We start from the raw sequence: 25540 nt of genomic DNA, 5'->3' as shown, positions 1-25540 counted from the left end.
ATGAAATTATTACGTTCTACCCTTTTGCTTCTGTTGCTTCTCTGTTCTTCAAAAAACTTTGCGCAGCTTATACAAACGACTTTAGATCCAAATCAAGTACCTAAACTGCCTTCAAACTGGACTAAAAAAAATCAAGTGGGTTTTGATATTTCAGAGATCGCTTTTGTGAATTGGAGTGCCGGGGGAACAAGTTCTATTTCTGGTTTATTTAAGGGTGAATTTGGACGAACTTTTGTAAAAGGAAATCATAAGTGGGTTAACGAACTTATTGTTAAATATGGTTTAAATAAACAAGACGGGACTGAACTTAGAAAAACAGATGATGCTGTTTTATTAAACTCAACATACGGATTTAGAAAAGATACGGTTTCAAACTGGTATTATTCTGCTAAGTTTAACTTCAATACACAATTTACAGACGGTTACAATTATCCAAACCGAGATATTGCAATTTCCAGACCTTTTGCTCCAGCTTATATATTTCTGGGAGCGGGAGCTGAGAATTCAGACAAAAAGAAAAACAGAACTTTTTACTTCTCTCCTATTACGTTAAAAACTACTTTGGTATTAGATCAATACTTGGCAAATCAAGGTTCTTTTGGTGTGAAAAAAGCGGTTTATGCACCAGATCCTTTAGATCCTAATAATCAAATTTTAATTGAAGAAGGACAAAAAGTAAAGGCGGAGTTTGGTATTCTTTTTACGGCATACATGAAAAGCGAAATCTTTAAAAACATTTTTTACGAAAACAGATTAAGTTTATATACCGATTATCTAAACAGATTTGGAAATGTCGATGTCGATTACGACACTCGTTTAGATCTTGTTGTAAATGCTTATGTGAAAGCGAATATTGGCGTTCATTTAGTTTACGATGATGATATTAAAACTAAAAAAGATGTTGTTGATCCTGTAACCGGAAGTACTTCGCAGGTTAACGACGGACCAAGAGCGCAGTTACGTCAGGTTCTTGGAGTTGGCTTAGTTTATGCTTTTCAATAAATAATAAAATTCATTCTATAAAAAAAGTGCCTGTAATATTACAGGCACTTTTTTTATAGTATAATTTGAACATTAATTCTTTTTTCTTCCCTGAATCATTTCGTATAATTCTAATGCATTTCCGTCTGTTAAAAGAGAAACGTAATGGCAGATATGAAGCAGACGCTCATATAAATTGCCTTTTTCTAAATTATGTTTTTCAGGCAGCATTTTCAAAATCAATTTATCGTAATTTGATGCTGTTCCTTCGTATTTATTATTGAATGCTGTGATAAACTTATCAAGCAACGTTTGAATAATTTGATACCCAACAATTTCTTTTTCAATAACTTCTCGGCTTTGATAGATTTTTTCAACACTTAAGTTGATAATATCATTCATTTGCGCTTTGTATTTACTTTTATCTGTTAAAGCAAAAGGGAAATTTCCGGCTAGAATTGCTTCTTCATTTTCTACAAAAACATCAACAGCATCATTAATTAAGGCTCCAATTGCTAAAGCACGCAAATAACTAATTCTGTCTTCTTTTGTTTCTAATAATTTATATTTGGCAACTCCAATATTGTCTTTTACCAATTTGATTAAGTATTCTAAAGCATAATCTTCAGAAACTAAACCAAGATTTATTCCGTCTTCAAAATCAATAATCGTGTAACAAATATCATCTGCAGCTTCAACTAAATAAGCCAGCGGATGTCTTTCAAAACCAATGTCGCCGTCTTCTTTATTTGGGATCATTCCCATATCTTCGGCAACTTCTTCAAAAAAAGCTTTATCAGACTGGAAGAAACCATATTTTTTATCAGCAATATTATTGGTTGGTTTTTTCGGAAGACTTTCTTTCGGATATTTCATAAAAGCACCTAATGTTGCGTATGAAATCCTAAGTCCGCCTTCAATTCCCGGACGGCTTGCCGTTAGTACCGAAAATCCATTGGCATTTCCTTCAAAATCAATTAAATCCTGCCATTGTTTTGCTGTTAATTTATCTTTGTATTTTAATCCTTTTCCGGTAGAGAAATATTCGCCAATTGCTTTTTCTCCTGAATGCCCAAAAGGTGGATTCCCAATATCATGCGCTAATGAAGCTGCGGCTACAATTGCCCCAAAATCATTCATATGATAACCGTGAATTTCTTTTAAATAAGGATATTTTTCGATGATTTTTTTACCTACCAAACGCCCTAAGGATCTTCCCACAACAGAAACTTCTAAACTGTGCGTTAATCTGGTATGTACGAAATCTGTTTTAGAAAGCGGAATTACCTGGGTTTTATCTTGCAGAGAACGAAATGCAGCCGAGAAAATAATTCGGTCATAATCGACTTCAAAACCTAATCGTGTATCATCTTGTTCTACACGTAATCTTTTGCTTGTATCTCCCTGACGTTTTAATGATAAAAGTTGTTCCCAGTTCATTTTTCTATTTTAGATTGTAGATTATTGATTTTAGATTGAGGATCTAAACGTCAAAAATACATTTTATTTTAGGATAATATTAAATAAAAATAGGCCGCAGATTAATTTGATTTAAAAGATTCGATGTTTTTGTTTGCCACGAATTTCACGAATTAACACAAATCAGTGCGCTTAAATTAATTCGTGAAAATTCGTGAAATTCGTGGCAAAAAACCTAACCATCAATCCTAAAAAATCATTATAATCTTTTTAATCTGTGGCAAAACATTAAAACTCTAATGCGGTGCTATGCTTTATTTCTCCCATTACAAAAATACTGTTCGTATTTCCGATGTTTTCTATTGTCGATAATTTATTCATTACAAAATCCTGATAACTAGCCATATCCTGTACCAAAATTTTCAGCATAAAATCGTAATCGCCCGCAATATTATAGCATTCTATAATTTCAGGAAGCGCTACAATATCTTTTACAAAATTACTACCCACATTTTTGGCGTGTTCTTTTAAACGAACATTGCAAAAAACCGTCATGCCGCGGTTCATTTTTTTTCTGTCAAGTAATGCCACATACTTTGTTATAAATCCGTCTCTTTCTAATCTTTTTATACGCTCATAAACTGGTGTTACGGTAAGAAATAATTTACTGGCGAGGTCTTTTGTGTTGATATTTGAGTTTTCCTGAAGATGTTTCAGGATCAGCAAATCGGTTTTATCGAGGTTTTCCATAGTTTTTTTTACGGCTAAAGGTTCATTTAAAAGATATTCACAGTAATAAAATCTTTTTAAAATCACTTTTAAAATACATTTTACTGAAATAAACATCAAATATAAGTTATAAAATCTAATACAATAAATTTGTTCAGTAAAAAACACTGAAACTAAAATGAAGACAAATAATTTAGGTTATCCAAGAATTGGAAGTAACAGAGAATTAAAAAAAGCCAGTGAATTGTATTGGGCAGGAAAAATTTCGGTAAATGAACTTATCGATGCCGGAAAAGAAATTCGTATCAAAAACTGGCATTTACAATCACAAGCCGGAGTTGATTTGATTCCGTCTAACGATTTTTCTTTTTATGATCAGGTTTTGGATTTGACTTTAACAGTTGGTGCAATTCCTCAGCGTTACCACGGATTCGCAAGAAAAAATTCAGCTCTTGACTTGTATTTTGCAATGGCAAGAGGTGCACAAAAAGAAGGCCAGGATGTTGTAGCAATGGAAATGACAAAATGGTTCGACACCAACTATCATTATATTGTTCCTGAATTTACAAAGAACCAAAAATTTGAATTGTTTTCAGAAAAAATAATCAATGAATTTAAAGAAGCAAATGCTTTAGGAATTACAACAAAACCAGTTTTAATTGGGCCAATTTCGTATTTACTTTTAGGAAAAGAAAAGGAAGAAGGTTTTAACCGAATTGATCTTATTGATGCTTTGCTTCCTGTTTACTTCGAAATTTTCGAAAAATTACAAGCAGAAAATGCAGAATATATTCAGCTTGACGAACCTTTTTTAGCTTTAAATTTAACGGATAAAGAAAGAAATACATTTACGCAGGTTTACAACGAAATCAACATTCGTTTTCCAAAGCTTAAAATCATTCTAGCAAATTATTTTGACTGTTTTGGAGAAAATTTGGAAACGGCTTTGGCTCTTCCAGTTGATACTTTCCATTTAGATTTAGTTCGTTGTCCGCTTCAATTAGATGATATTTTAGAATCCGGGAAACTGGCTTCAAACGTAAATCTTTCTTTGGGAGTTGTTGACGGGAGAAATATCTGGAAAAATGATTTCAAAAAGTCTTTAGAAATAATCAAAAAAGCTGTTGATGCTTTAGGCGAAAGCCGAATTTTAGTAGCGCCTTCTTGTTCTTTAATTCACAGTCCGTGCGACTTAGATTTAGAAACAAATGACGAAACTTTAACACCAGAAATCAAACAATGGCTTGCTTTTGCGAAGCAAAAAATCAATGAAGTTGTAGTTTTAAAACAATTGTCGGCTTCAAACGAAATTGACATTAAAAACTCAATTGATTACGAAAGAAATATAATCGCAAATGAAAACCGTAAAACTTCAAAATTAATTCATAACAACGATGTTAAAGCGCGTGTTGCCGGAATTACAGCTTCTGATGACAAGCGTAAAAGTGCTTTTACAACAAGAAGAAAAAGCCAGATTGAAGCTTTAAATCTTCCGTTATTCCCAACCACAACAATTGGTTCTTTCCCTCAAACGACTGAAGTGAGAAGCTGGAGAGCGAAATTCAAAAAAGGGGAACTAACTACGGAGCAATACAATGCTTTAATCGAAAAAGAAACCGAAGCTACGATTCGTTTTCAGGAAGAAACCGGAATTGATGTTCTGGTTCACGGAGAATTCGAACGTAATGATATGGTGGAATATTTCGGGGAACAATTGGCCGGATTTACTTTTACAAAAAATGGCTGGGTTCAAAGTTACGGAAGCCGATGTGTGAAACCTCCGGTTATTTATGGTGACGTTTCAAGACCAAACCCAATGACGGTAAAATGGTCGAAATATGCGCAGTCTTTAACTCCAAAATGGGTAAAAGGAATGCTTACCGGGCCTGTAACAATTTTACAATGGTCGTTTGTACGTAACGATCAGCCTCGTTCTGAAACTTGTACGCAAATCGCTTTAGCTATTCGTGATGAAGTTGTGGATTTAGAAAAAGCCGGAATCAAAATTATTCAAATTGATGAGCCTGCCATTCGTGAAGGTTTACCTTTAAGAAAAGAAGAATGGGCGAAATATTTAGACTGGGCTGTAAAAGCTTTTAGAATTTCTGCAAGCGGTGTAAATGATGATACACAAATTCATACACATATGTGTTACAGCGAATTCAACGACATTATTCAAAATATTGCCGACATGGATGCCGATGTTATTACAATTGAATGTTCTCGTTCGCAAATGGAGCTTTTAGATGCTTTTGCCAATTTTAAATATCCAAACGAAATTGGACCAGGAGTATATGATATTCACTCACCGCGTGTGCCTTCGAGTGCAGAAATGGTTCGTTTGTTAGAAAAAGCTTCGGCTGTAATTCCTGTAGATCAATTATGGGTAAATCCCGATTGTGGTTTAAAAACACGTCATTGGGATGAAACTAAAAAAGCTTTAATCGAAATGGTTGCAGCGGCTCAGGAAATGAGAGCTGCGGTTGAAAATCCTATAAATTAATAGTTTCCTTTTAGATATATTTTTGTTTTTTATGTCAGCTTAGTGGAGTCGAGAATTAGTTATGATTTAGTTTCGACTTCACTTTTGCGGGCATTAGTTTTTTAGATTAAACTTTTCTTTTGCATTTCCTGAAATTTCAACAACATACCAATTAACGGCTATTAGATAGTCCATTTTTTCATTCGATAAAAAATATTCCATTCCAAAACTATCCGCTATAATCTCTCCCAATTTTCTAACATCTACTATCTTAATAACTGTTGTCTTTCCTTCAGAATTATACTGATCAAAAAAAACATAACCGCTTTCCTGATCTAAATTTTCAGAATACGAAAATTCATTGTCTTCTAATGGTATTGAAATGGAATTATCTCCAATTCCTAAATGACCTGTTACCCTAAAGGGTTTAAAAGAATCTAAAACTTTCTCAATATATTTTTGAGAATCTTCTTTGTTCAATAATTCAACTTCTATATTTAACCTATTGGCAGTTTCTATAAATTCTTTAGCTTCGCTTGGTAATAATCTTAATGCCATTTTATTTATCATAAATATCTTCTTTCAAAAATATAAAAAAGCACCCCAATTGGAGTGCTTTCCTATTTATATAAAATCTAATACTAGAAATTCTTTGAAATTCCTACAGAGAATGCCTGACCTAAAGTAAATGAGAAGTTTTTAATATCTCTTCCTCCATTATCATAATTAAAAGTATCATAACCCAAACCACCAATGTTGAAGTTTAAACCAAAACCTTTATTAATATTAATAAAAATAGCTGGAGTAACGGCTGCATAAATTCCATCAGCTTTTTGAATATTTATTACATCTGCCGGATTTTCTGTTCTTTCTTTTTGATTTTGAAAACCTAAACCTAAATCAGTATAAAATGAAAAGGTTTCATTTAATGGTTTTGTATAACGAACAAAACCTCCAATCTTTAAATTATTGTTTTTTTGCAGCATCAAATCTCCATCTTTACTTTGATAAGTTCCTACAGCACCTTCGATACCTGCTGTCCAGTTTTCATGAAACTGATAACCTACTTTTGGAGCAAAAGAAAAGTAATGCTGTTTATTATCACCTGCATTATAAGAAGTTGTTTGAGAATTGTAAGCAACACTTCCCATAACTAAAACTGACCCTTTTTGGGCATTCGCAAAGCTAAACATAGCCAATGCAGTAATAACTAGAATTTTTTTCATGTGTGATATTTGTTAAATTTTGAAAGATATTTAACAATAAGAATGCCACAACTTTATTTTATACAATTTCTTAACAAATCCATTAAAATATAACATATTGTAAGTGAATAATTTCAGAGTGTTTTATACAAAAAAAGCACCCCAAATTGGAGTGCTTTTCTGAAATTGAATATGTAACTTAAGATTAGAAGTTTTTAGAAACTCCAATGTTAAATGTTTGTCCAAAGTTGAAGTAGAATTTGCTAACATCAGCACCATTATTATCGTAGCTTAATGTTTCGTATCCTAAACCACCAATACTAAAGTTAAGACCAAATCCTTTTTTCATGTTAATGAAAAGAGCTGGAGTTACACCAACGTACATTCCATCTGCTTTAGATTTTGATTCAAGTAATCCATTATCATAATTTTTTACTTTTTGATTTTGGAAACCAGCTCCCATATCAGCAAAAATAGCAAAAGTCTGGTTCAATGGAACTGAGTAACGAACGAAAGCTCCAGCTCTGAAAGCATTTACTTTTTGTTCCTCACCAATAAAACCATTTTTTGAAGAAGAAACTGTAAATTCACCTCCAACTGTCCAGTTGTCGTGAAATTGGTAACCTACTTTAGGAGAAAAGCTAAATTCATTTGATTTTGATTCAGTAAATCTGTATTCTGCTTTTTCAGAAGAATATCCGATGTTTCCACCTACTAAGATTGTTCCTTTTTGAGCGTTTGCAAAACTGCAGATAGCCAATGCAGCCATCACTAGAATTTTTTTCATAATTTGGGGTATATTTTAATTTTAGCATTCCTTTAACAATAACAATGCCGTGAATACTGGGCTCATCAATTTTTTTTATAATTACTTTAAAAGATAATTTTTAGCAATCGAGACTATTTCTGTTTACTTTTGTAGCAAATAAAAAGTCATGTCGATAGAAGTAAACAGTATATCAAAAAGTTACGGAGAGCAAAAAGCTTTAAATGAAATTTCGTTTAAAATTGAGAAGGGAGAAATCGTAGGATTTCTTGGTCCCAACGGAGCCGGAAAATCTACTTTAATGAAAATTTTGACCACTTATTTACTTGCCGACAGCGGCTCAGCCCTTGTAAATAGCCACGATGTCATGACAAACGCTAAAGCAGTGCAGCAGTCGATAGGATATTTACCAGAGCATAATCCGTTATATTTGGATTTGTATGTTCGTGAGTATTTGGCTTTTAATGCCGATGTTTATAAGGTGCCAAAGTCAAGAATTGAAGAGGTAATTCAACTGACAGGACTGACACCGGAAAGCCATAAAAAAATCAGTCAGCTATCAAAAGGATACCGCCAGCGCGTTGGGTTAGCGAATGCTTTATTGCACAATCCTGATGTTTTGATTTTGGATGAACCAACTACAGGTCTGGATCCTAATCAGTTAATGGAAATTAGAAATGTAATTAAAAATATTGGTAAGGATAAGACCATTTTTTTATCAACACACATTATGCAAGAAGTTGAAGCAATTTGCGATCGTGTCATAATTATTGACAAAGGACAAATCGTTGCCGACAATAAATTAGACCATTTGGTTGCGGCAAACAAAGAGCAAGTTATTGAGGTAGAGTTTGATTACAAGGTAGAAGAGCAACTTTTAGCCAAATTAGAAAACATTTCTTCATACAAAAACACGCATGACATGACTTGGGAACTGACTTTTGTTACAGAAAAAGATATGCGTCCGGCAATTTTTGACTTCGCTACTGAAAATGGTTTAAAAACATTACAGTTAAATCAAAAAAATAAAAACCTGGAGGCTGTTTTTAGAGAAATTACTAAGTAAGTTTTCAGTCGCAGTCGTGGTTTTCAGTCGCAGATTATAGAAAAACCGATTTATTCTTAGGGATAAATCGGTTTTTCTATTCTAAGAATCTCTGTTTCTCTTCATAATTTCCTTCTCTTTCAAACATTATTTACTTGTTATCAAACGTTTGATAATTTATTATGTAATTTTTAATTATTTTTATTTAGACTTGTTATAAATAGTATTATATTTGCCGATATAAAATTATAATATCAGCACTATGTCATTTCTATACTCCTATATAAAAAGTTTTTTCATTTCAATTTTAAATCAAACAGAAAGCTTTTTAGAAAAACTTTCTCATAAAATTGAACAAATTGTTTTGCAATAAAATATAAGCCTATTTACACATTTAAAAGCCCAGAATGAAATGAATGTATCAGCCTTTACATATAGAATTTAAATCCCTTGAACTTGTTTTTTTGTTTTTTATTTTTTTTTGAAAGAAAAGAGCCTGCTAATTTTAGACAGGCTCTTTTTATTTTACTGAAATGATATTTGATTTTAGTATTTTGAAGTAATAATAGATATAAAATGAAATTGTTATTACAAAAAAACCATATAATCAAGTCCGTAAAAGATATTGATTATATGGTTATATGAAATTAAAGCGGAAAGTTTTAACCTATTTTATTATTGAGCGGTATACGTTAATTTAGTAATAGCCGAAATATCAGTTCCACCCCCAGTTACTTTTGCACCAGCAGTTGCAACTCCAGTTTCTAAATTAATTTTGTAAATACGAACTTCATCATTCGTTACAAAAGCTTTATAAGCATTTCCATTTTCAACAAATAAACTTCCTATACCAAAATAGTTATCACCAGCGTGTCCAGGTAATCCTGTTACTGCAGTTATTTTTTTAGTTGGTAAATCGATAATTGCAGATTTAAATTTAAATGTATAATGACGTAAGAACCCCCATTCTACCGTATCGTCTGCAGCAGGAAGATAAACGATGTATGCTTTTTCTCCTCCAATTGGGTAAGCTGCAAGTACTTTTCCGTTAAGAGTGCTTTCCTGAAGATCGAAGAAATAAGAAGCATCAAAATCTGTTTGTCCTTTATTAATACGAAGAATTCCAGAGTGAGAATCTTCTTTTACAGTATAACCTCCAGCTTTAGCATTTGAAGAGAAAGTATAAACATTTCCTGAATCTGTGCGTATAATACCCGTGTTAGTGTAATACATCCCAACTGCAGTTGTACGAGGATCGGCAATTCTTTTTACAAAAGTTAAAGATGGGTAATCATAAACTCTAATGTAAGCTTGTTTTTGATCTATCTGCCAATCATCACTTGCATCTCTGTTAAATACAGATACAAACACTTTATCTCCAACTACTGTTACACCTGTTGGGAAATCAAAACGACCTGTAGTAGTTCCGAAATCGTTAAATTTACGGCTTGTAATAAATTGTTTTACAGGATCATAAACAATTAATTCATTGTTTGAACTCGCACCTTCCCATGAAGCGCCAACAATTAATAATTTATTATCTTCAGTAACACCATAAGCATACGGAGATTCGATAAAAACACGGCTTCCGGCAACTAATGCTCCGGCAGCATTTAATGAAAATGGTGCAGAACCTTCAGCCTCACTATCCATTGCAAACATAGTATTAGCAATTGGAATGTATGAACCGCCTTGTTCAATTCCTTTTCCATTCATGTCTATAGTCCCGGTCATTAACTGATCTATTGAACTAAAGCTCCACATGTAGTTTTCATTCCAGGTATCAGTTTGGTAACCAATAACATATTTACTTAATGTTACGGGTTCATCTGTATTAGAATCGTCACTGCTACATGAAAATATAGTAACTGACATTAGCATAACTGCTAATAGATTTTTAATTTTAAGTGTTTTCATAATTATTTAAATTTAGTTTAGTTGTACCAATAACTTCAACTGTTTCTGGCATTAATTTTTATATAGTATTAGAAAGCTTACATGAAGAAATAACGAAGTTTTAATGTAAATGATCGCCCGGGTTTTTGCACATTAAAATAATCGTAAAGTTTAACGTCTGTAATATCAAAACACTCTAATGCAATGTTATAGCGTCCGTTTTTAAGTGAATAAGCTACAGATGCGGAATAATAAAGCTGTTCAGGAATTTCTTTTTTTCCCGTTTCTCCAAGATTTGGATTTCTTAAATAATAACTGCTTGAGTAATTTGTCAATAAATTAATAGTAAGGAAGTCGTCTTCAAACCCAATTTTTTTGAAATTAAATCCTAGGTTGGCATTTCCGTATAAAATTGGAACGTTTGCTAATTGTTTATTATACAAATAATTAACCTGATTAGTACCCGGAGAAACCGTAGCATCTTTATTAACTGTTTTTTGATACGTTGCGTTTAAATCTAAAACCAGCCAGTCTTTGTAGCCATAATGCAAAACTCCATCAACACCTGTTACTTGTATATTTTTAAAATTAATCGCTTTACTTTTTGACGGATTACTTTGATCTTGCCTGTCTTGTATAAAGTCATCTGCTTTTCTGTAGATAAAATTTGCTTCTGCTCCATAAGAATGTACCGCAGCAGCATTTTTATAAGAAAATCCAAAATTAAAATTATCACTAGATTCCGGCTGAAGATTTGGACTTGGACTTACTCTAAGACCATCTCCTAATAATTGAAGTGCTGAAGGCATTCTGTAAGCATGCTCAAAAGATGCTTTGACCTGTAACGTTTCGGGAATTAAAAAATAAGCTGCGGCACTGCCATAACCAAAATTGTTAAAGGAAGGCTTGACTATCTTTTCTGAAGTTGTACCCGGATCTGTTGTTACTTCTCCTTTTAAATCAAGCATTTTTCCAAAAGCTGTAAAAGACAATCTTTTTTCAAGCGCCGATAAACTATATGAAAAACCTACAATGTTTTTATTCAAAAATGGTTTTGTTGGTTTGTCCGTAGTTATATATTCATTATCCTCTGTACGCTTATATCCTACATAAGTATAATTTAGAGCAAATGTGTTATTCTCATCTAATTCATATTTTAAATTAGCATTACTTTGAAGAGATTTTACATCGTAAACCATTAAAGTTTTAACGGTATTAATTTCTCCTGAACTATTGTAAGCCGGCACATCTGTTCGTACTCCTCTCCATGTAAATCTTCTCGATGAAGTATCAACCTTGCGTTCTTCTGCTATGTTGTAAGATGCTGCCCAAGTTGCGGTCAACCCTTTAGTAAACAAGTTTGATTTCTTGTACTTTAATGAAGTAACAAAATTATGGCTGTCTTCAAAAGCATCACCAACAACTCTAAACATAGTCGGTCCTTGTTGTACTTCCTTTTTATTTGCACTACCGGTAACACCAACTAATAAGTAATCTGCATATTTTTTGTCTTTTACTCCTACTTCTGCTATAATAGTTGCTTGTTTGTAACCATCATGAAAGTGTTTCAGTTCTTCCAGTGGCCCAAAAAGCCCTGTTACAGGATCTGGAACCTGAGCTTCGACTTTATAACTATTATCAGAATAATTAAGAAAAGCATTAAGATTGGTCACAAATCCATTTTTACTCGTAAAACGTGTATTTAATGCCGCCTTATGAGTATTAAAAGATCCATAACTGTATGATGCATCAATATATCTGTTTACATTTTTATTGGTTACAATATTTACTGCACCTCCTAAAGCGTCACCTCCTAATTCAATTGGCACAACCCCTTTATAAACATCAATTCTTTCCGCCATATTTGTTGGAATATTATTCAATGTAAAAGATGGCCCATAATTATCTAATGGAATTCCGTCCATAAAAAATTTAACCTGATCTCCGGAAAAACCATTCAATGAAAAATTAAAAGCAGAACCCATTCCTCCTGTTTCTCTTACACGAACTCCGGTAGTTCTATTTAAAACCTGATTTAAATCGGCAGAAGTATTATAAAGCTGTTTCAAATCAACTGCAGTAATATTAAAGGCTTCTTCGCGAACGCGCTGTACTTTAGATTTTCCTTTAACCTGAACTTCTTCTAAAGCTGCCATATCCTCTTCGATAGTAATTGTAGGAAGTGTTTTAGACTGATCAAGATTTATTTTAGTCGTTTTAGTTTTATAACCAACATAAGTAATTGATAAAGTATAGTTACCTGGCACGGCACTAATTTCAAACTCTCCTTTTTCGTTTGTTAAAGTTGAATAAGATGTGCCTTTTAATGCAACCGAAACACCTTCGGCAGGTTTTCCATTATCTCCTAAAACGACACCGCTTAAGTTTACTTTGCTATTTTGTGAGAAACCCTGAAGCGAAGTGAAGAACAATAAAATCAGGATTAACAGTCTATTTATTTGCATTATATTAATTTGGTTTAAATTAAATTTGGCACAAAATTAACATACAAATACAATTAAAAGCAAATTTATTTTTATTTATTCTAAATAAGAACAAAATTAACCATTAAAATAAAATATCAATAAAAAAATCTGTCAATTCTTAAGATTTAATTAAGATTGATTTAAGTTTTTATTAAATAAAATTGAAAATAAGTTAAAATTACAATGTTTAAATTCATTAAAAACCTTACAAACCGCATAAAAAAAGTCCTGCTAACCGTAGTTAGCAGGACTTGTAAAAAAGTTTTTTATTGTTTTTTTTTAGATAAGTAGTTTCATTTCATCTAAAACTATTTTAATATCATCTTTTGTTGTTCGCCAATTTACAAATGAAGCCCGGATTCCTTTTTTATTTTGATAAACAGTCGGCGTCATAAAAACGGTTCCCGTATCATTTAATTTGGTTAAAAACTCGCTCACTTTATCTTGATTTTCGTCTCCTTTTAAAGTAAAACAAACATTATTTAATCGAATTGGAGCCAAAAGTTCAAAGTTGCCATCTTCGATAAGAGCATTTCCAAAATGAAGCGCTAATGAAGTACTTTTTTCGATAATATCACAAAACCCTTCTTTCCCATAAGCCACTAAAGAAAACCAAACCGGCAATGCTCTTAAACGACGTGAATTTTCAGGAAGAACATTTAAATAATTAAAATTCTCCAGCGGATTTCCTAAATATGGCGCATTCGAATTTTGAAACGTTTCAATCTGCAGGTTTACATGATCTTTTTTAATTAAATAAAAGGCACTTTCATAAGGGACATTCAGCCATTTATGGCAATCAATTGTAATACTGTCTGCTCCTTCCCAGCCTTTTACAAGATGTTTGTATTTTTCTGAAGTTGCAGCAAACCCTCCAAAAGCACCATCGACATGCCACCAGAAATTGTATTTTTCTTTTAGATTTGAAATAGCTTCAAAATCATCAAAATCTGCAGTATTTACAGTTCCGGCACTTGAAATTAGTATAAAAGGTTTTCCGTTTAAATCTTTAATTTTCAATTCTAAATCAGCAATATCAATTGCTTCACGATTGCCTTCAACTGTTTTTACTACGGTGTAATTCTGACTTCCGATTCCTAACATCGATAATGATTTTATGGAAGAAGAATGCGGCGTTGCAGTTAAAATAGGTATGGTTTCTGAAATTCCGTTTTTAGCGAAATCCTTTCCAAGTTGTTTTCCAAACCATTGTCTGGCAACCGCTAAACTGGTGAAATTTGACATTGTTGCTCCCGTTACAAATCCGCCTAAAAAAGAGTCCGGAAGTTCTAGTAATTGTAATAATAGATTAATAGTTTCAAATTCTATTAATGCCGAATTTCCGCCCTGCGAATTTATCGATTGTGTATTTTGGTCGTAAACCGTTGCCAGCCAATCGCCAACAATAGAAGCCGGAGTTGACCCGCCGGTTACAAATCCCCAATAACGCGGCCCTGGAGACGAAACTAATAAAGGCGCTAGTCTTTCATTAAATTCTTTTAAAGCTTTTTCTGAACCTAAACCTAACTCGTTTAAATCTCGTTTGGGATCAATTTTATTATTATTGGATGTTGGAATATTTTCAAGATTATTAAGAAAATCAATCCCTTGTTGTTTTGCTTTTTCTAAGATATTTTCTAAATCGTTTAGATCGTGTTGTAGTGTTGTGTTCATATTTATATAGTATTTGATCTCACCCCAATTGTCAGGCTGAGCGAAGTCGAAGCCTTAACACAAGGTGAATAAAAGTAAATTTTAGAATTATTTTTAAGAATGGAATATTTTATAATGAAGCTACCACTTGGTCTTTTCCGAGAATCTCGAAACCATCATCGAGCAGATTACATCGCCGTTTGCGTTTAGTAAAGTGGCAATTGGATCAACCAGAGTTCCTAAAATCATAGCGACTGGCAGTGCTTGTTCCATCGGAAAACCATAAACGGTAATGGCTAAAATTTCGCCTATATAACCTCCGTTTGGAATTCCACCTTCGACAATTGAGACAATTACAGTGATTCCTAAAGCCAGAAGAATGGTCATTGGATCTGTAAAATCTTTTCCAAACATGGCAAACAAAAAGGTTATTTTTAAAATGGATGACATACTCGAACCGTCTTTGTGTAAAGGCCCTCCAAGTGGAATTACCAAATTACGAACATGCGACGGAATTCCCATTTTTTGTGCCGCATCAAGATTTGCCGGAATGGTTGCAATACTACTGCAGGTTCCAACAGCTGTTAATGACGGCGTGATATTATTGCTCCAAAAAACTTTAAAAGCTCTTTTCCCGCCAGCGACAAATGCGTATAAACTAAAAAATACAAAGAAATAGAATATACAGGCGGCATAATAAACGGCCATAGGTTTTGCGTAAACTCCAAATAACTGCGGTCCGAAAATACCAACCTGATAAGCAAAATAAGCTCCTAAACCAATTGGTGCGAATTTCATTATGATGTTTAATAACTGCTTCATAACCTCGTTTCCTGAATCCAAAAAACTTTTGAAACCATTTCCTTTTTCTCCAGACTGTAATGTTGAAAAACCAATTAAAAAAGAAAAAATAATCAACGCCAACATGCTTTTTCTGGACAATAATTCGAAAAAATCATTTGCTGTAAGCAGTTTCACAATTTGGTCTCCCGCTGATCCTGATTCAATATTTTCAACTTGAACGCTGGAAATCTTAATATACTCGTGAATTGGGAAGAGATATACAGCACAAATCATTACAATGGCCGAAATAAGGATTGTCGCCAAAAAAACCAAAATCATAATAACAAACAGTTTTCCTAGTTTTTCTGTTCTCTCCAAATTAGCAATTGAAGAAGCAATTGTGAAAAATATAAGAGGAATAATGGCTGTAAAAAGTAAGTTTAGGAAAATGTCGCCAAGTGGCTTTATTACTAAAACTTTTTCTCCAAAAACTAATCCAAAAATACTCCCTATTATAATACCGCCAATAAGCAAAAGTATGCTGCTGTAATTCTGTAAAAAATTGATTTTTTTAACTTCCATAATTTAATAAGGATTATAATTCAGAAAGATTAATAATAAACAATGAAAGTACTTAAAAAACTGCTAGAATTAATTATTTTTTTTGCCACAGATTAAAAAGATTTAAAAGGATTTTTTAATCTCTGGCAAAATATTTCTATTTTTCCAGAACAATCGTTGTGTAATCTCTGTCGGTCAATTCTCCAGTTTTGCTTTTTACTTTTTCTGTCTGCGTTTCTGTGTAAACAATTTTAAAAGGCGTTTTCTTAATTAGATTTTGCACTTTTTCTGTGCTGTATAATTCGAATTCAAATTGTGTAAAAGGTAATTGCTTCATGAAATCTTCCTGAGCAAATGTTACACAGAAATTTCCATTTGATTGCAGAACTCTGTAAATTTCTAAAAGTAACTTTTCTGGTTCCTGCCAAAAATAAATGGTATTTACGGTAAATATTTTATCGAAAGATTCATCTTCAAACGGAATCTTGTTTCCGTCATAAAGTGAAAAGAAAGCTTGTTTTTGAGAGACAAAATTTCTGTTGATCTGACGCGCTTCCTGAAACATCAGTTTCGACATTTCCAGTCCGTAATATTTCAGATTTTCTGCTTGTTCGAATAGAAATTCTACGTGTCCGGCATTTCCGTGACCCAATTCCAGAATTTTATTTTCTTTGAATATATTGAGATTTTGAATCGAATGACGCGTCATATTGATGTTCGTTTCGTTCATCATATTCCCCATTTCGATTCCTTTTTCTCCCGATGGATGTTTTAATTGAGAGGCTATGGCTTGTAATTCTTCTTGTTTCATGGTAGTAAAATTAAATTCCAAAATTTAAAATCCAAATTCCAAGCCTCGTTTGTCATTGCGAGGAACGAAGCAACCGCACTAATGATTACAAAGTCATCTTTGTCATTCCGAGGAACGAGGAATCTCCACAAGTAGCTCTACAAAGATTGTCGATTCTGATTGTGGAGTTTCTCGCGAAGATTTCTCCTTCGTCGAAATGACAAACTTGTGTGTTATATCAGGCCGAAAATTAAAAAACCTGACTCGCGATCTGGCGAATATTCTCCGATTTCCCCATTGAATAATAATGCAAAAACGGAACTCCGGCAGCTTTTAATTCTAATGACTGCTGAATCGCCCATTCGATTCCAACTTGTTTGATTTCAACATTATTTTTGCATTTATCCACAGCATCAATTAAATCTTCCGGCAAATCGATTCTGAAAATCTGTGGTAAAACTTGTAAATGTCTTTGAACTGCGATTGGTTTAATTCCAGGAATAATAGGAATTGTGATCCCCATTTCTCTTGCTTTAGCCACAAAATTAAAATATTTCGAGTTGTCAAAAAACATTTGTGTTACCACATAATCTGCGCCTGCGTCAACTTTTTCTTTTAATCTTTTTAAATCTGATTGTAAAGATGGTGATTCTAAATGTTTTTCAGGATAACCTGCAACACCAATACAAAAATCAGCTTTATTGTCGATATCCATCACTTCGTGCAAGTATTTTCCGCAGTTTAGATCGTTGATTTGTCGCACTAAATCAATTGCATAATGATTTCCGCCAGCTTTTGGCACAAAAGATTGTTCGTCTTTCATAGCGTCTCCACGAAGCGCCATTACATTGTTGATTCCCAAATACTGGCAATCTACCAGCATATATTCTGTTTCTTCTTGTGTAAATCCGCCGCAAAGCAAATGCGGAACGGTATCTACATTGTATTTATGTTTTATAGAAGCGCAAATTCCCAGCGTTCCCGGACGCATACGAGTCAATTTTTTATCCAAAAGTCCATTGCCTTTATCAATATAAATATACTCTTCGCGAGAAGTCGTTACGTCAATAAACGGCGGTTTAAACTCCATTAACGGATCGATATTATCGTATAATTCCTGAATACTTTTCCCTTTTTGAGGCGGAATAATTTCAAATGAGAATAATGTTTTTCCTTTGGCGTTTTCTATATGCTCTGTTACTTTCATTAATTTGTTTTTTGTTTCAAGTTTCAGATTTCAGGTTTCAAGTTCTCTACAGCAACTTGAAACCTGAAACCTGAAACAAAAATAACTTTTCGTTAATCTGCTATATTAGGATTTAACCATTTCATGGCATAATCTGTTGGAACGTTGCGTCGTTTGGCATAATCTACAACCTGATCTTCTTTTATTTTTCCTAGTCCAAAATACCTGCTTTTTGGATTTCCGAAATAATATCCCGAAACAGATGAAGCCGGCCACATCGCCATACTTTCTGTTAAGGTCACTCCAATTTCTTCGGCTACATTTAAAAGCTTCCAAATCGTTGGTTTTTCCAAGTGATCTGGACAAGCTGGATAACCCGGCGCCGGACGAATTCCTTTATAATTCTCTTTAATCAATTCTTCATTAGTTAAAGATTCTTCTCTGTCATAACCCCAGAAATCTTTACGAACTCTCTCATGAAGATATTCGGCGAAAGCCTCAGCAAAACGATCTGCAAGCGCTTTCACCATAATCGAATTATAATCGTCTAAATTCTTTTCAAATTCCGCAGCCCATTCATCTACACCAAAACCGGTTGTAACACAAAAAGCTCCCATATAATCTTCTATCCCGCTTTCTTTTGGTAAAATAAAATCCGATAAAGCAATATTCGGAGCACCTTTTGTTTTTTGTGACTGCTGACGAAGCGTTAAAAATTTCTCCAAGACTTTTCCGTTTTCATCACGCAATTCGATATCGTCATCGTCAACTTGATTCGCAGGGAAAATTCCGAAAATACCTTTTGCCTTTAGTTTTTTCTCTTCTAAAATAACTTTCAACATTGCCTGAGCATCTGCAAAAACAGAAGTAGCTTGTTCGCCCACAACCTCATCCGTTAAAATCGCAGGATATTTTCCGTACAACTCCCAAGTTTGAAAAAATGGTGTCCAGTCGATATACGGAACCAAAACATCCAGTTCTATTTCGATGGTTTGCGCTCCAATCACTTTTGGTTTAGTTGGCGTGTATTCGCTCCAATCCAATGGTAATTTATTTCTACGAGCGTCTTCAATACTTAAGAAATTCTTATCTCTCGAACGATTCAAAAACGTTTCTCTAAAAGCATCATATTCTGCACGAATATCACTTGCATATATTTTTCGGTTATGATCTAAAAGATTTCCTGCAACGGTAACAGCTCTCGAAGCATCGTTTACGTGAATTACAGTTTCTCTATATTGTGGCGCAATTTTCACGGCGGTATGCGCGCGAGAAGTTGTTGCCCCACCAATCATAATCGGGATTTTAATTCCTTGTTTGTCTAATTCTTTGGCCAAATACACCATTTCGTCAAGCGAAGGTGTGATCAATCCGCTTAAACCAATAATATCGACATTATGTTCGATCGCAGCGGCAATAATTTTTTCCGGAGGCACCATAACGCCAAGATCTACAATCTCGTAGTTATTACAAGCCAAAACCACCGAAACGATGTTTTTACCAATATCGTGAACGTCACCTTTTACGGTTGCCATTAAGATTTTTCCGTTTCCTTGTTTGTCTCCGGCTTGTTTACTGGCTTCGATATAAGGCAACAAATACGCAACCGCTTTTTTCATTACACGAGCCGATTTTACAACCTGAGGCAGGAACATTTTCCCGCTTCCAAATAAATCTCCAACGACATTCATTCCCGTCATCAAATTGATTTCGATAACTTCAATTGGTTTTGTTGCTGCTAAACGTGCTTCTTCTACATCTTCTTCAATAAAAGCATCAATTCCTTTTACTAACGAATGCGTAATACGCTCCTGAACCGTTCCAAAACGCCATTCCTGAACTGCTTTTTCATCGCTTTTTACTTCTCCTTTTACATTTTCTGCAAAATCCAAAAGTCGTTCTGTAGCATCGTCACGTCTATCTAAAATTACGTCTTCAACGTGTTCTAATAAATCTTTCGGAATATCATCATAAATCGTCAACATTTCGGGATTTACGATTCCCATCGTCATTCCGTTTTTAATGGCGTGATATAAAAACACTGAGTGCATCGCTTCACGAACGGTATCGTTTCCTCTAAAAGAGAACGAAACGTTACTTACTCCACCGCTGATGTGCGCGTGAGGCAGGTTTTCACGAACCCATTTTGTTCCTCTAAAAAAGTCCAAAGCATTTAAGCGATGTTCTTCCATTCCCGTTGCAACCGGGAAAATATTCAAATCGAAAATAATATCCTGTGGAGGAAACCCTACTTTGTTCACCAAAATATCATACGAACGCTGACAAATCTCCACTCGACGATCGTAATTATCGGCCTGACCTACTTCGTCAAATGCCATGATAATTGCTGCCGCACCGTAACGTTTGATTAATCTAGCGTGGTGAATAAAAGCTTCTTCACCTTCTTTTAACGAAATCGAGTTTACAACGCTTTTTCCTTGTACTACTTTTAGACCTGCTTCGATAATTTCCCATTTCGAACTGTCAATCATAATCGGCACTCTGGAAATATCGGGTTCTGCAGCAATTAAATTCAAAAATTTAGTCATTGCATTTACACCGTCAAGCATTCCTTCATCCATATTAATATCGATGATCTGTGCTCCACCTTCTACCTGCTGTCTTGCAATATCAAGCGCCTCGTCATATTTCTCTTCCTTGATTAATCTTAGGAATTTTCTTGAACCTGTTACGTTTGTACGCTCGCCAACATTCACGAAAACACTTTCAGGCGTAATAATTAATGGTTCTAATCCTGCTAATACAAGGTCTCTTCTTTTTTCTGTCATTTTCTTCAATTTTCAACGGAATAAATTCCGTTGCTACAATATGTTTCGTTCCTCCGGAACTTTTATTCAACGTCTTGCTTGTCTTTGCGAGGAACGAAGCAATCTCACTCTTATTTTCAAATCCTAAAAATTCATAAATCTTAGGTCATTAATAATCTTAATTTGGGCGTGTCCCTCCGGGCCGGGCTATCCGCTTTTAGTCCTCGCTCTTCCTTCGTCAGGCTGTGGGCTAACCGCTTCTATCCCTCACGCAGTGCTACCAACCATTTGTTCCTACGGAACATTTATTTCCACCTTGAATGCTCTATATATTTGCAAGTTACTCCTGCATCATATATGTAATATTTAGTTTTAGTAAATCCTGCTTTAACTAATGAAATTGAATCAGGTTCTAATTCTTCTTCTAAAACTATATAGTTTTTTTCTGGGTTGTCTAAATCGTATTTTACTTTATAAAACTTATTTACATGTCCATAATCACTAGAAACCTCAGCTAAAACTTTTTTATTTGTGTAAAAATAATATCTCAAAGACCTAGTTTTTCTGTGGTATTTGACTCTAGTTGTAAGGCCTATTGTTTCTCCTTTTAAATTTTTATCGTATTCATCATACTTCTTTTCATTCTCATTCGAAAAAATACTAAACAAAAATATTAGTGCAAGCAGAGCTATTCCTACAACTCCTTTGATTTTATCTAAATCTCTTTTGTTTTCTTCCACTTTTTAATTTTCAATCAAGTAAATTCCATTTCTACAAAATATATCATTCTTACGGATTTTCTTCTTTTTGCTAGCGCGAGCGTCACGCTCGTGCACATTATAAATTCTTATAACAATCTTTACTCGACGAGCTAGAAGCTCGCGTTAAATGGAAAATTTCATATACTGTCTTCTCCCTTAATTTTTAAAAATCTCGATTTTATTATCCTTAAATCATTCTCAGACATCACAGATAAAGATGATTTAGGAAATTTACCTGATTTAAAATATTTCATCATCCAATAAAAAGAATATAAAAACGAATAAATATTAGATGCGATAAATAGATTTAAAAACTGTAAAACATCTTTATAACCAGTTTCAAATAGAAATAATAATACAATATAAAAACAAAAAACAATTGCCAAACCAACATATAAAAACGAAACTAAAAAATCTAAAAAAACATTTTTAATATTAAAAATACTAGAAACAATATCACAATTTTTAAAAATTACCAAATAGAAATATTTGGTGAAAATCATAATTAATATAAAGTATATTAAAAACCCAAAATATTTAATTATTTCAAATAACTCTATGTTTTTTCCTATTTCTTCCATTGAATTATCTTTAAAATACTAGCATCAAAAACTTAAAAATATTTAAAGCAATTCAGGCGCAACTCTCGGCTTATAATCCTTCGCAACCTCAGCTATTAATCGAATATGATCTGGAGTTGTTCCGCAGCAGCCACCAATTATGTTGATTAAATTATCATCTAAATATTCTTTAATGAATGCCTGAGTTTGTTCTGGTGTTTCATCGTATTGTCCGAAAGCATTTGGTAATCCTGCATTTGGATGTGCTGAAACATTAAAACTTGTATTGTGCGCTAATGTTTTTAAATACGGTTTCAACAAATCGGCTCCAAGAGCACAATTGAATCCTACGCTCAATAACGGAATATGGGAAACTGAAATCAAAAACGCCTCAACAGTCTGCCCAGAAAGCGTTCTTCCTGAAGCATCTGTAATCGTTCCTGAAACCATAATTGGAATATCAAGATTACGTTCTTCTTTTACTTCTTCGATCGCGAAAAGTGCTGCTTTTGCATTTAAAGTATCGAAGATGGTTTCTACCAAAAGTAAATCGCAACCGCCATCCATTAAAGCTTCTACTTGTTCTTTGTAGGCGATTCGTAAATCATCAAACGTTACGGCTCTGTATCCCGGATCGTTTACATCTGGCGACATACTTGCTGTACGGTTTGTCGGTCCGATTGAACCCGCTACAAAACGAGGTTTTTCCGGATTTTTTGCGGTAAACTCATCGGCTACTTGTCTTGCGATTTTTGCCGATTCGTAGTTTAACTCGTAAACCAATTCTTCAAGAAAATAATCGGCCATACCGATTGTGGTTCCTGAAAAGGTATTGGTTTCTACAATGTCTGCACCAGCTTCATAATACGCGGCATGAACATCGCGGATCGCTTGTGGTTGTGTTAAGGATAGTAAATCGTTGTTCCCTTTTAACGGATGCGGAAAATCCTTGAAACGCTCTCCTCTAAAATCTTCTTCGGAGAAATTATAGCGCTGCAACATGGTTCCCATTGCTCCGTCAAGGATTAGGATATTTTTTTTTATTGCTTCTTGTATTGTAATTGCCATATTTTTTTGTTTTAGCTACTAAGACGCTAAGGTTCTAAGATGCTAAGTTTTTTTATTATGATTGTGAAGGTTCTTTTAAACCTGATAGGTTTCTGAAACCTGTCGGGTTTAACCTTCGATATTTTTTTTACATTAATTCCAAAAGTGCACTATTGCCAGCTCATTAGCCCCGATGGAAGCAAATATCCTTTTATTCTGGGGTTCAGAATAAAAGATATTTGTGTACAGCGGGAACTGTTGACTGCAAAAATGCGCCAATGATTCGCTCCTGATACAGAATCTGTTTCAGTAAATATTATATGCTATCAGGAAAAGTTTGGAGAAATACGAGTAATGTATTTGTGTTATCTATCTTTAATACTGGAAAATGTCGTATAAAGTAGAATTTAGCACCTTCTTTATGATAAAGGGTTGCTAAGGTTTCATCGGGTCTATCCCTCCGCCTTTCGTGATAACTGACAATAATTTTAAGAACAGTGCAAAGGTATGAAATAGGCTTTCGATTTGCAAATGTTTTTTTTAAGGTTCTGAGATGCTAAGGTTCTGAGGGACTAAGTTTAAAGTTTGGCTTTGTTTTTCAAATATAGCCCGCGGTTTCAACCACGGGAAACGTATTGTGATTATGCGCTGTGTCTATTCGTTGTGTTCCAGTGGTTGAAACCACTGGCTATGTTTTAAATAAAATGAGATTGTTATTTGTTTAAAAAACAAAAAAGCCCAAACTAAAAATTTGAGCTTTCTATATAAAAATCTTAGAAACTTAGTCCCTTAGAAGCTTAGCATCTTAAATTAGACAATCGCCTTCACAACCGCTTTTGGAGCTTCTTTACGAGTTCCGTCGAAACCGTCTACACCAGAAACTGTTGTATATTTCAATACGTATTTTTTACCTGGATTGATGATTTGGTATGCTGCCTGACACATTAAAGTTGCTTCGTGGAAACCACAAAGAATCAATTTTAATTTTCCAGGGTATGTATTAACGTCTCCAATAGCAAAGATTCCCGGAATATTAGTCTGGTAATCTAATGCGTTGTTTACTTTAATCGCATTTTTCTCGATTTCTAATCCCCAGTCTCCAATTGGGCCTAATTTTGGTGTTAATCCGAAAAGTGGGATAAAGAAATCTGTTTCGATTTTACGGTGTGCACCGTTTTCTTCGATATCTAATGATTCAACGTGCTCAGCACCATTGATTCCGATAACTTCTGCTGGTGTAATTAATTTAATTTTTCCGGCAGTTTTTAATTCCTGTACTTTTTCTACTGAATCAAGAGCTCCTCTAAATTCATTTCTACGGTGAATTAAAGTTACTTCTGAAGCTACATTTGCTAAAAAGATACTCCAGTCTAATGCTGAATCTCCTCCTCCTGCAATTACAACTCTTTTATCTCTGAATTTTTCAGGATTTTTGATGAAGTATTTTACTCCTTTATCTTCATAAAACTCGATATCTTCGATAAGTGGTTTACGAGGCTCAAAACTTCCTAAACCTCCTGCGATAGCAATAACAGGTGCGTGAAATTTAGTTCCTTTATTTGAGGTTACGATAAAACTTCCGTCTTCTTGTTTATCGATCGTTTCAGCACGCTCTCCTAATGTATAACCTGGCTCAAATTGTTTAATTTGTTCTTGTAGGTTATCAATTAAATCTCCTGCTAAAACTTCCGGGAAACCAGGAATATCATAAATAGGTTTTTTAGGATACAATTCAGAAAGTTGTCCTCCTGCTTGTGGCAAAGCATCTAGGATATGACATTTTAATTTTAATAATCCTGCCTCAAAAACGGCAAATAAACCTGTTGGTCCTGCTCCAATTATAAGTATATCTGTTTTAATCATTATGTTGTTGTTTATAATCATTCTTAATAATACAAAGAAACGAATAATATATTCTAATGTCAAATGATTTTTATCATTGATTTCCTTGCGAAATTTTTTACTCTTTATTTTTTAATGAAGCGGTAATCTTGTTCATCCATCGGGTTAAAACCTGACGCTACAATATAAATCGTTCCTTCGGAACCTCTTTTCTTACCCTTTATTTTTCAATGAATCGGTAATTTCGTTCATTCTTTTAACCTTGTCTTCAAAATTACCTTTTAAAGTTTTCCTGTATTCATTGAGGTTTTCTACCATTTTATTGATATCCTCGGGGATAACTTCTTCGAAAAATTCCCGTAACCTTTTGGCGGTTGTTGGTGATTTTCCGTTAGTTGAAATCGCAATTTTCACATTTCCTTTTGTTACGATTCCGCCTAAATAGTAATCACATAAATCTGGCGTATCGGCAATATTGCAAATCAAATAACGCTTTCGGGATAAATCATATACCTTTTTATTGACTTTTAAATCATCGGTACAGGCAATAACCATATGACGTTTTTTGAGCATTTTCTTT

At 33.9% G+C, this 25540-nt stretch carries 20 protein-coding genes and 1 riboswitch; of the genes, 3 read left to right on the top strand and 17 right to left on the bottom strand.

Annotated elements, in window-relative coordinates; all coding sequences use genetic code 11:
* Positions 1-1002, top strand: coding sequence for a DUF3078 domain-containing protein (locus tag B3C18_RS25945; RefSeq protein ID WP_291153847.1), 1002 nt, complete (start codon positions 1-3; stop codon positions 1000-1002).
* Between the two features lie 72 nt (positions 1003-1074).
* Here the strand turns inward: B3C18_RS25945 and B3C18_RS25940 are convergent, their stop codons facing one another.
* Together B3C18_RS25940 and B3C18_RS25935 are read right to left on the bottom strand one after the other, a co-directional pair.
* Positions 1075-2421 carry a deoxyguanosinetriphosphate triphosphohydrolase gene (locus B3C18_RS25940; protein WP_256636835.1) on the bottom strand — a complete coding sequence of 449 codons (1347 nt, stop codon included), beginning with the start codon at positions 2419-2421 and terminating at the stop codon, positions 1075-1077.
* A 267-nt stretch (positions 2422-2688) separates the two neighbouring features.
* The gene (locus tag B3C18_RS25935) at positions 2689-3150 is read right to left on the bottom strand and encodes an Lrp/AsnC family transcriptional regulator (RefSeq protein ID WP_029271860.1); all 462 of its coding nucleotides are present in this window, start codon (positions 3148-3150) and stop codon (positions 2689-2691) included.
* A gap of 157 nt (positions 3151-3307) precedes the next feature.
* Between B3C18_RS25935 and metE the strand changes: the two genes are divergently transcribed.
* Positions 3308-5632 (top strand): 5-methyltetrahydropteroyltriglutamate--homocysteine S-methyltransferase, encoded by a 2325-nt coding sequence (gene metE / locus B3C18_RS25930; protein ID WP_291153830.1) that lies wholly within the window; start codon positions 3308-3310, stop codon positions 5630-5632.
* Positions 5633-5725: 93 nt separating this feature from the next.
* Here the strand turns inward: metE and B3C18_RS25925 are convergent, their stop codons facing one another.
* From B3C18_RS25925 to B3C18_RS25915, 3 genes are all read right to left on the bottom strand, one after another.
* Positions 5726-6181: a hypothetical protein gene (locus B3C18_RS25925; protein WP_291153827.1), complete on the bottom strand. Its 456-nt coding sequence runs from the start codon at positions 6179-6181 to the stop codon at positions 5726-5728.
* A 71-nt stretch (positions 6182-6252) separates the two neighbouring features.
* On the bottom strand, positions 6253-6837 hold the full coding sequence (locus B3C18_RS25920) for a porin family protein (protein ID WP_291153820.1): 585 nt from the start codon (positions 6835-6837) through the stop codon (positions 6253-6255).
* Positions 6838-7021: 184 nt separating this feature from the next.
* Positions 7022-7603, bottom strand: coding sequence for an outer membrane beta-barrel protein (locus B3C18_RS25915; protein WP_291153817.1), 582 nt, complete (start codon positions 7601-7603; stop codon positions 7022-7024).
* A 148-nt stretch (positions 7604-7751) separates the two neighbouring features.
* Here B3C18_RS25915 and gldA point away from each other — a divergent pair, with 148 nt between their 5' ends.
* A complete protein-coding gene (gene gldA / locus B3C18_RS25910; protein WP_291153814.1) occupies positions 7752-8648 on the top strand; it encodes a gliding motility-associated ABC transporter ATP-binding subunit GldA in 897 nt (298 codons plus the stop codon).
* Between the two features lie 654 nt (positions 8649-9302).
* Here the strand turns inward: gldA and B3C18_RS25905 are convergent.
* From B3C18_RS25905 to B3C18_RS25850, 12 genes are all read right to left on the bottom strand, one after another.
* Entirely contained in the window at positions 9303-10544 is a 1242-nt protein-coding gene (locus B3C18_RS25905; RefSeq protein ID WP_291153811.1) for a DUF4374 domain-containing protein, read from the bottom strand.
* 77 nt (positions 10545-10621) lie between these two features.
* A complete protein-coding gene (locus B3C18_RS25900) occupies positions 10622-12988 on the bottom strand; it encodes a TonB-dependent receptor (RefSeq protein ID WP_291153808.1) in 2367 nt (788 codons plus the stop codon).
* Positions 12989-13288: 300 nt separating this feature from the next.
* Positions 13289-14683 carry a pyridoxal phosphate-dependent decarboxylase family protein gene (locus tag B3C18_RS25895; protein ID WP_291153805.1) on the bottom strand — a complete coding sequence of 465 codons (1395 nt, stop codon included), beginning with the start codon at positions 14681-14683 and terminating at the stop codon, positions 13289-13291.
* 120 nt (positions 14684-14803) lie between these two features.
* Positions 14804-16027, bottom strand: a complete 1224-nt coding sequence (locus tag B3C18_RS25890; RefSeq protein ID WP_291153801.1) for a dicarboxylate/amino acid:cation symporter — start codon at positions 16025-16027, stop codon at positions 14804-14806.
* 136 nt (positions 16028-16163) lie between these two features.
* Entirely contained in the window at positions 16164-16817 is a 654-nt protein-coding gene (locus B3C18_RS25885) for a class I SAM-dependent methyltransferase (protein ID WP_291153798.1), read from the bottom strand.
* Between the two features lie 229 nt (positions 16818-17046).
* Complete coding sequence (metF, locus tag B3C18_RS25880) at positions 17047-18003, bottom strand: methylenetetrahydrofolate reductase [NAD(P)H] (protein WP_291153795.1); 957 nt, start codon at positions 18001-18003, stop codon at positions 17047-17049.
* Between the two features lie 92 nt (positions 18004-18095).
* A complete protein-coding gene (gene metH, locus B3C18_RS25875; RefSeq protein WP_291153792.1) occupies positions 18096-20771 on the bottom strand; it encodes a methionine synthase in 2676 nt (891 codons plus the stop codon).
* Between the two features lie 284 nt (positions 20772-21055).
* Entirely contained in the window at positions 21056-21490 is a 435-nt protein-coding gene (locus tag B3C18_RS25870; RefSeq protein WP_291153789.1) for a hypothetical protein, read from the bottom strand.
* Positions 21491-21648: 158 nt separating this feature from the next.
* Positions 21649-22092 carry a hypothetical protein gene (locus B3C18_RS25865; RefSeq protein ID WP_291153786.1) on the bottom strand — a complete coding sequence of 148 codons (444 nt, stop codon included), beginning with the start codon at positions 22090-22092 and terminating at the stop codon, positions 21649-21651.
* 42 nt (positions 22093-22134) lie between these two features.
* Entirely contained in the window at positions 22135-23139 is a 1005-nt protein-coding gene (locus tag B3C18_RS25860) for a homocysteine S-methyltransferase family protein (protein WP_291153783.1), read from the bottom strand.
* A gap of 341 nt (positions 23140-23480) precedes the next feature.
* Positions 23481-23597: riboswitch (SAM riboswitch) on the bottom strand.
* A gap of 331 nt (positions 23598-23928) precedes the next feature.
* On the bottom strand, positions 23929-24981 hold the full coding sequence (locus B3C18_RS25855) for an NAD(P)/FAD-dependent oxidoreductase (RefSeq protein ID WP_291153780.1): 1053 nt from the start codon (positions 24979-24981) through the stop codon (positions 23929-23931).
* Positions 24982-25173: 192 nt separating this feature from the next.
* On the bottom strand, positions 25174-25540 hold a 367-nt coding region (locus B3C18_RS25850; protein ID WP_291153777.1), incomplete at its 5' end, for a precorrin-2 dehydrogenase/sirohydrochlorin ferrochelatase family protein.

It is taken from the genome of Flavobacterium sp. UBA7680 (assembly GCF_002482975.1).
In the GTDB taxonomy this organism is placed as follows: Bacteria; Bacteroidota; Bacteroidia; order Flavobacteriales; family Flavobacteriaceae; genus Flavobacterium.
The sequence above is the reverse complement of the archived record's forward strand: the minus strand, read 5'-3'. Positions and strand labels throughout refer to the sequence as shown.

Excerpts from the sequence above, each read along its gene's own strand:
- B3C18_RS25945 (WP_291153847.1), top strand. The coding sequence starts at position 1 with ATGAAATTATTACGTTCTACCCTTTTGCTTCTGTTGCTTCTCTGTTCT.
- B3C18_RS25940 (WP_256636835.1), bottom strand. The coding sequence starts at position 2,421 with ATGAACTGGGAACAACTTTTATCATTAAAACGTCAGGGAGATACAAGC.
- B3C18_RS25935 (WP_029271860.1), bottom strand. The coding sequence starts at position 3,150 with ATGGAAAACCTCGATAAAACCGATTTGCTGATCCTGAAACATCTTCAG.
- metE (WP_291153830.1), top strand. The coding sequence starts at position 3,308 with ATGAAGACAAATAATTTAGGTTATCCAAGAATTGGAAGTAACAGAGAA.
- B3C18_RS25925 (WP_291153827.1), bottom strand. The coding sequence starts at position 6,181 with ATGATAAATAAAATGGCATTAAGATTATTACCAAGCGAAGCTAAAGAA.
- B3C18_RS25920 (WP_291153820.1), bottom strand. The coding sequence starts at position 6,837 with ATGAAAAAAATTCTAGTTATTACTGCATTGGCTATGTTTAGCTTTGCG.
- B3C18_RS25915 (WP_291153817.1), bottom strand. The coding sequence starts at position 7,603 with ATGAAAAAAATTCTAGTGATGGCTGCATTGGCTATCTGCAGTTTTGCA.
- gldA (WP_291153814.1), top strand. The coding sequence starts at position 7,752 with ATGTCGATAGAAGTAAACAGTATATCAAAAAGTTACGGAGAGCAAAAA.
- B3C18_RS25905 (WP_291153811.1), bottom strand. The coding sequence starts at position 10,544 with ATGAAAACACTTAAAATTAAAAATCTATTAGCAGTTATGCTAATGTCA.
- B3C18_RS25900 (WP_291153808.1), bottom strand. The coding sequence starts at position 12,988 with ATGCAAATAAATAGACTGTTAATCCTGATTTTATTGTTCTTCACTTCG.
- B3C18_RS25895 (WP_291153805.1), bottom strand. The coding sequence starts at position 14,683 with ATGAACACAACACTACAACACGATCTAAACGATTTAGAAAATATCTTA.
- B3C18_RS25890 (WP_291153801.1), bottom strand. The coding sequence starts at position 16,027 with ATGGAAGTTAAAAAAATCAATTTTTTACAGAATTACAGCAGCATACTT.
- B3C18_RS25885 (WP_291153798.1), bottom strand. The coding sequence starts at position 16,817 with ATGAAACAAGAAGAATTACAAGCCATAGCCTCTCAATTAAAACATCCA.
- metF (WP_291153795.1), bottom strand. The coding sequence starts at position 18,003 with ATGAAAGTAACAGAGCATATAGAAAACGCCAAAGGAAAAACATTATTC.
- metH (WP_291153792.1), bottom strand. The coding sequence starts at position 20,771 with ATGACAGAAAAAAGAAGAGACCTTGTATTAGCAGGATTAGAACCATTA.
- B3C18_RS25865 (WP_291153786.1), bottom strand. The coding sequence starts at position 22,092 with ATGGAAGAAATAGGAAAAAACATAGAGTTATTTGAAATAATTAAATAT.
- B3C18_RS25860 (WP_291153783.1), bottom strand. The coding sequence starts at position 23,139 with ATGGCAATTACAATACAAGAAGCAATAAAAAAAAATATCCTAATCCTT.
- B3C18_RS25855 (WP_291153780.1), bottom strand. The coding sequence starts at position 24,981 with ATGATTAAAACAGATATACTTATAATTGGAGCAGGACCAACAGGTTTA.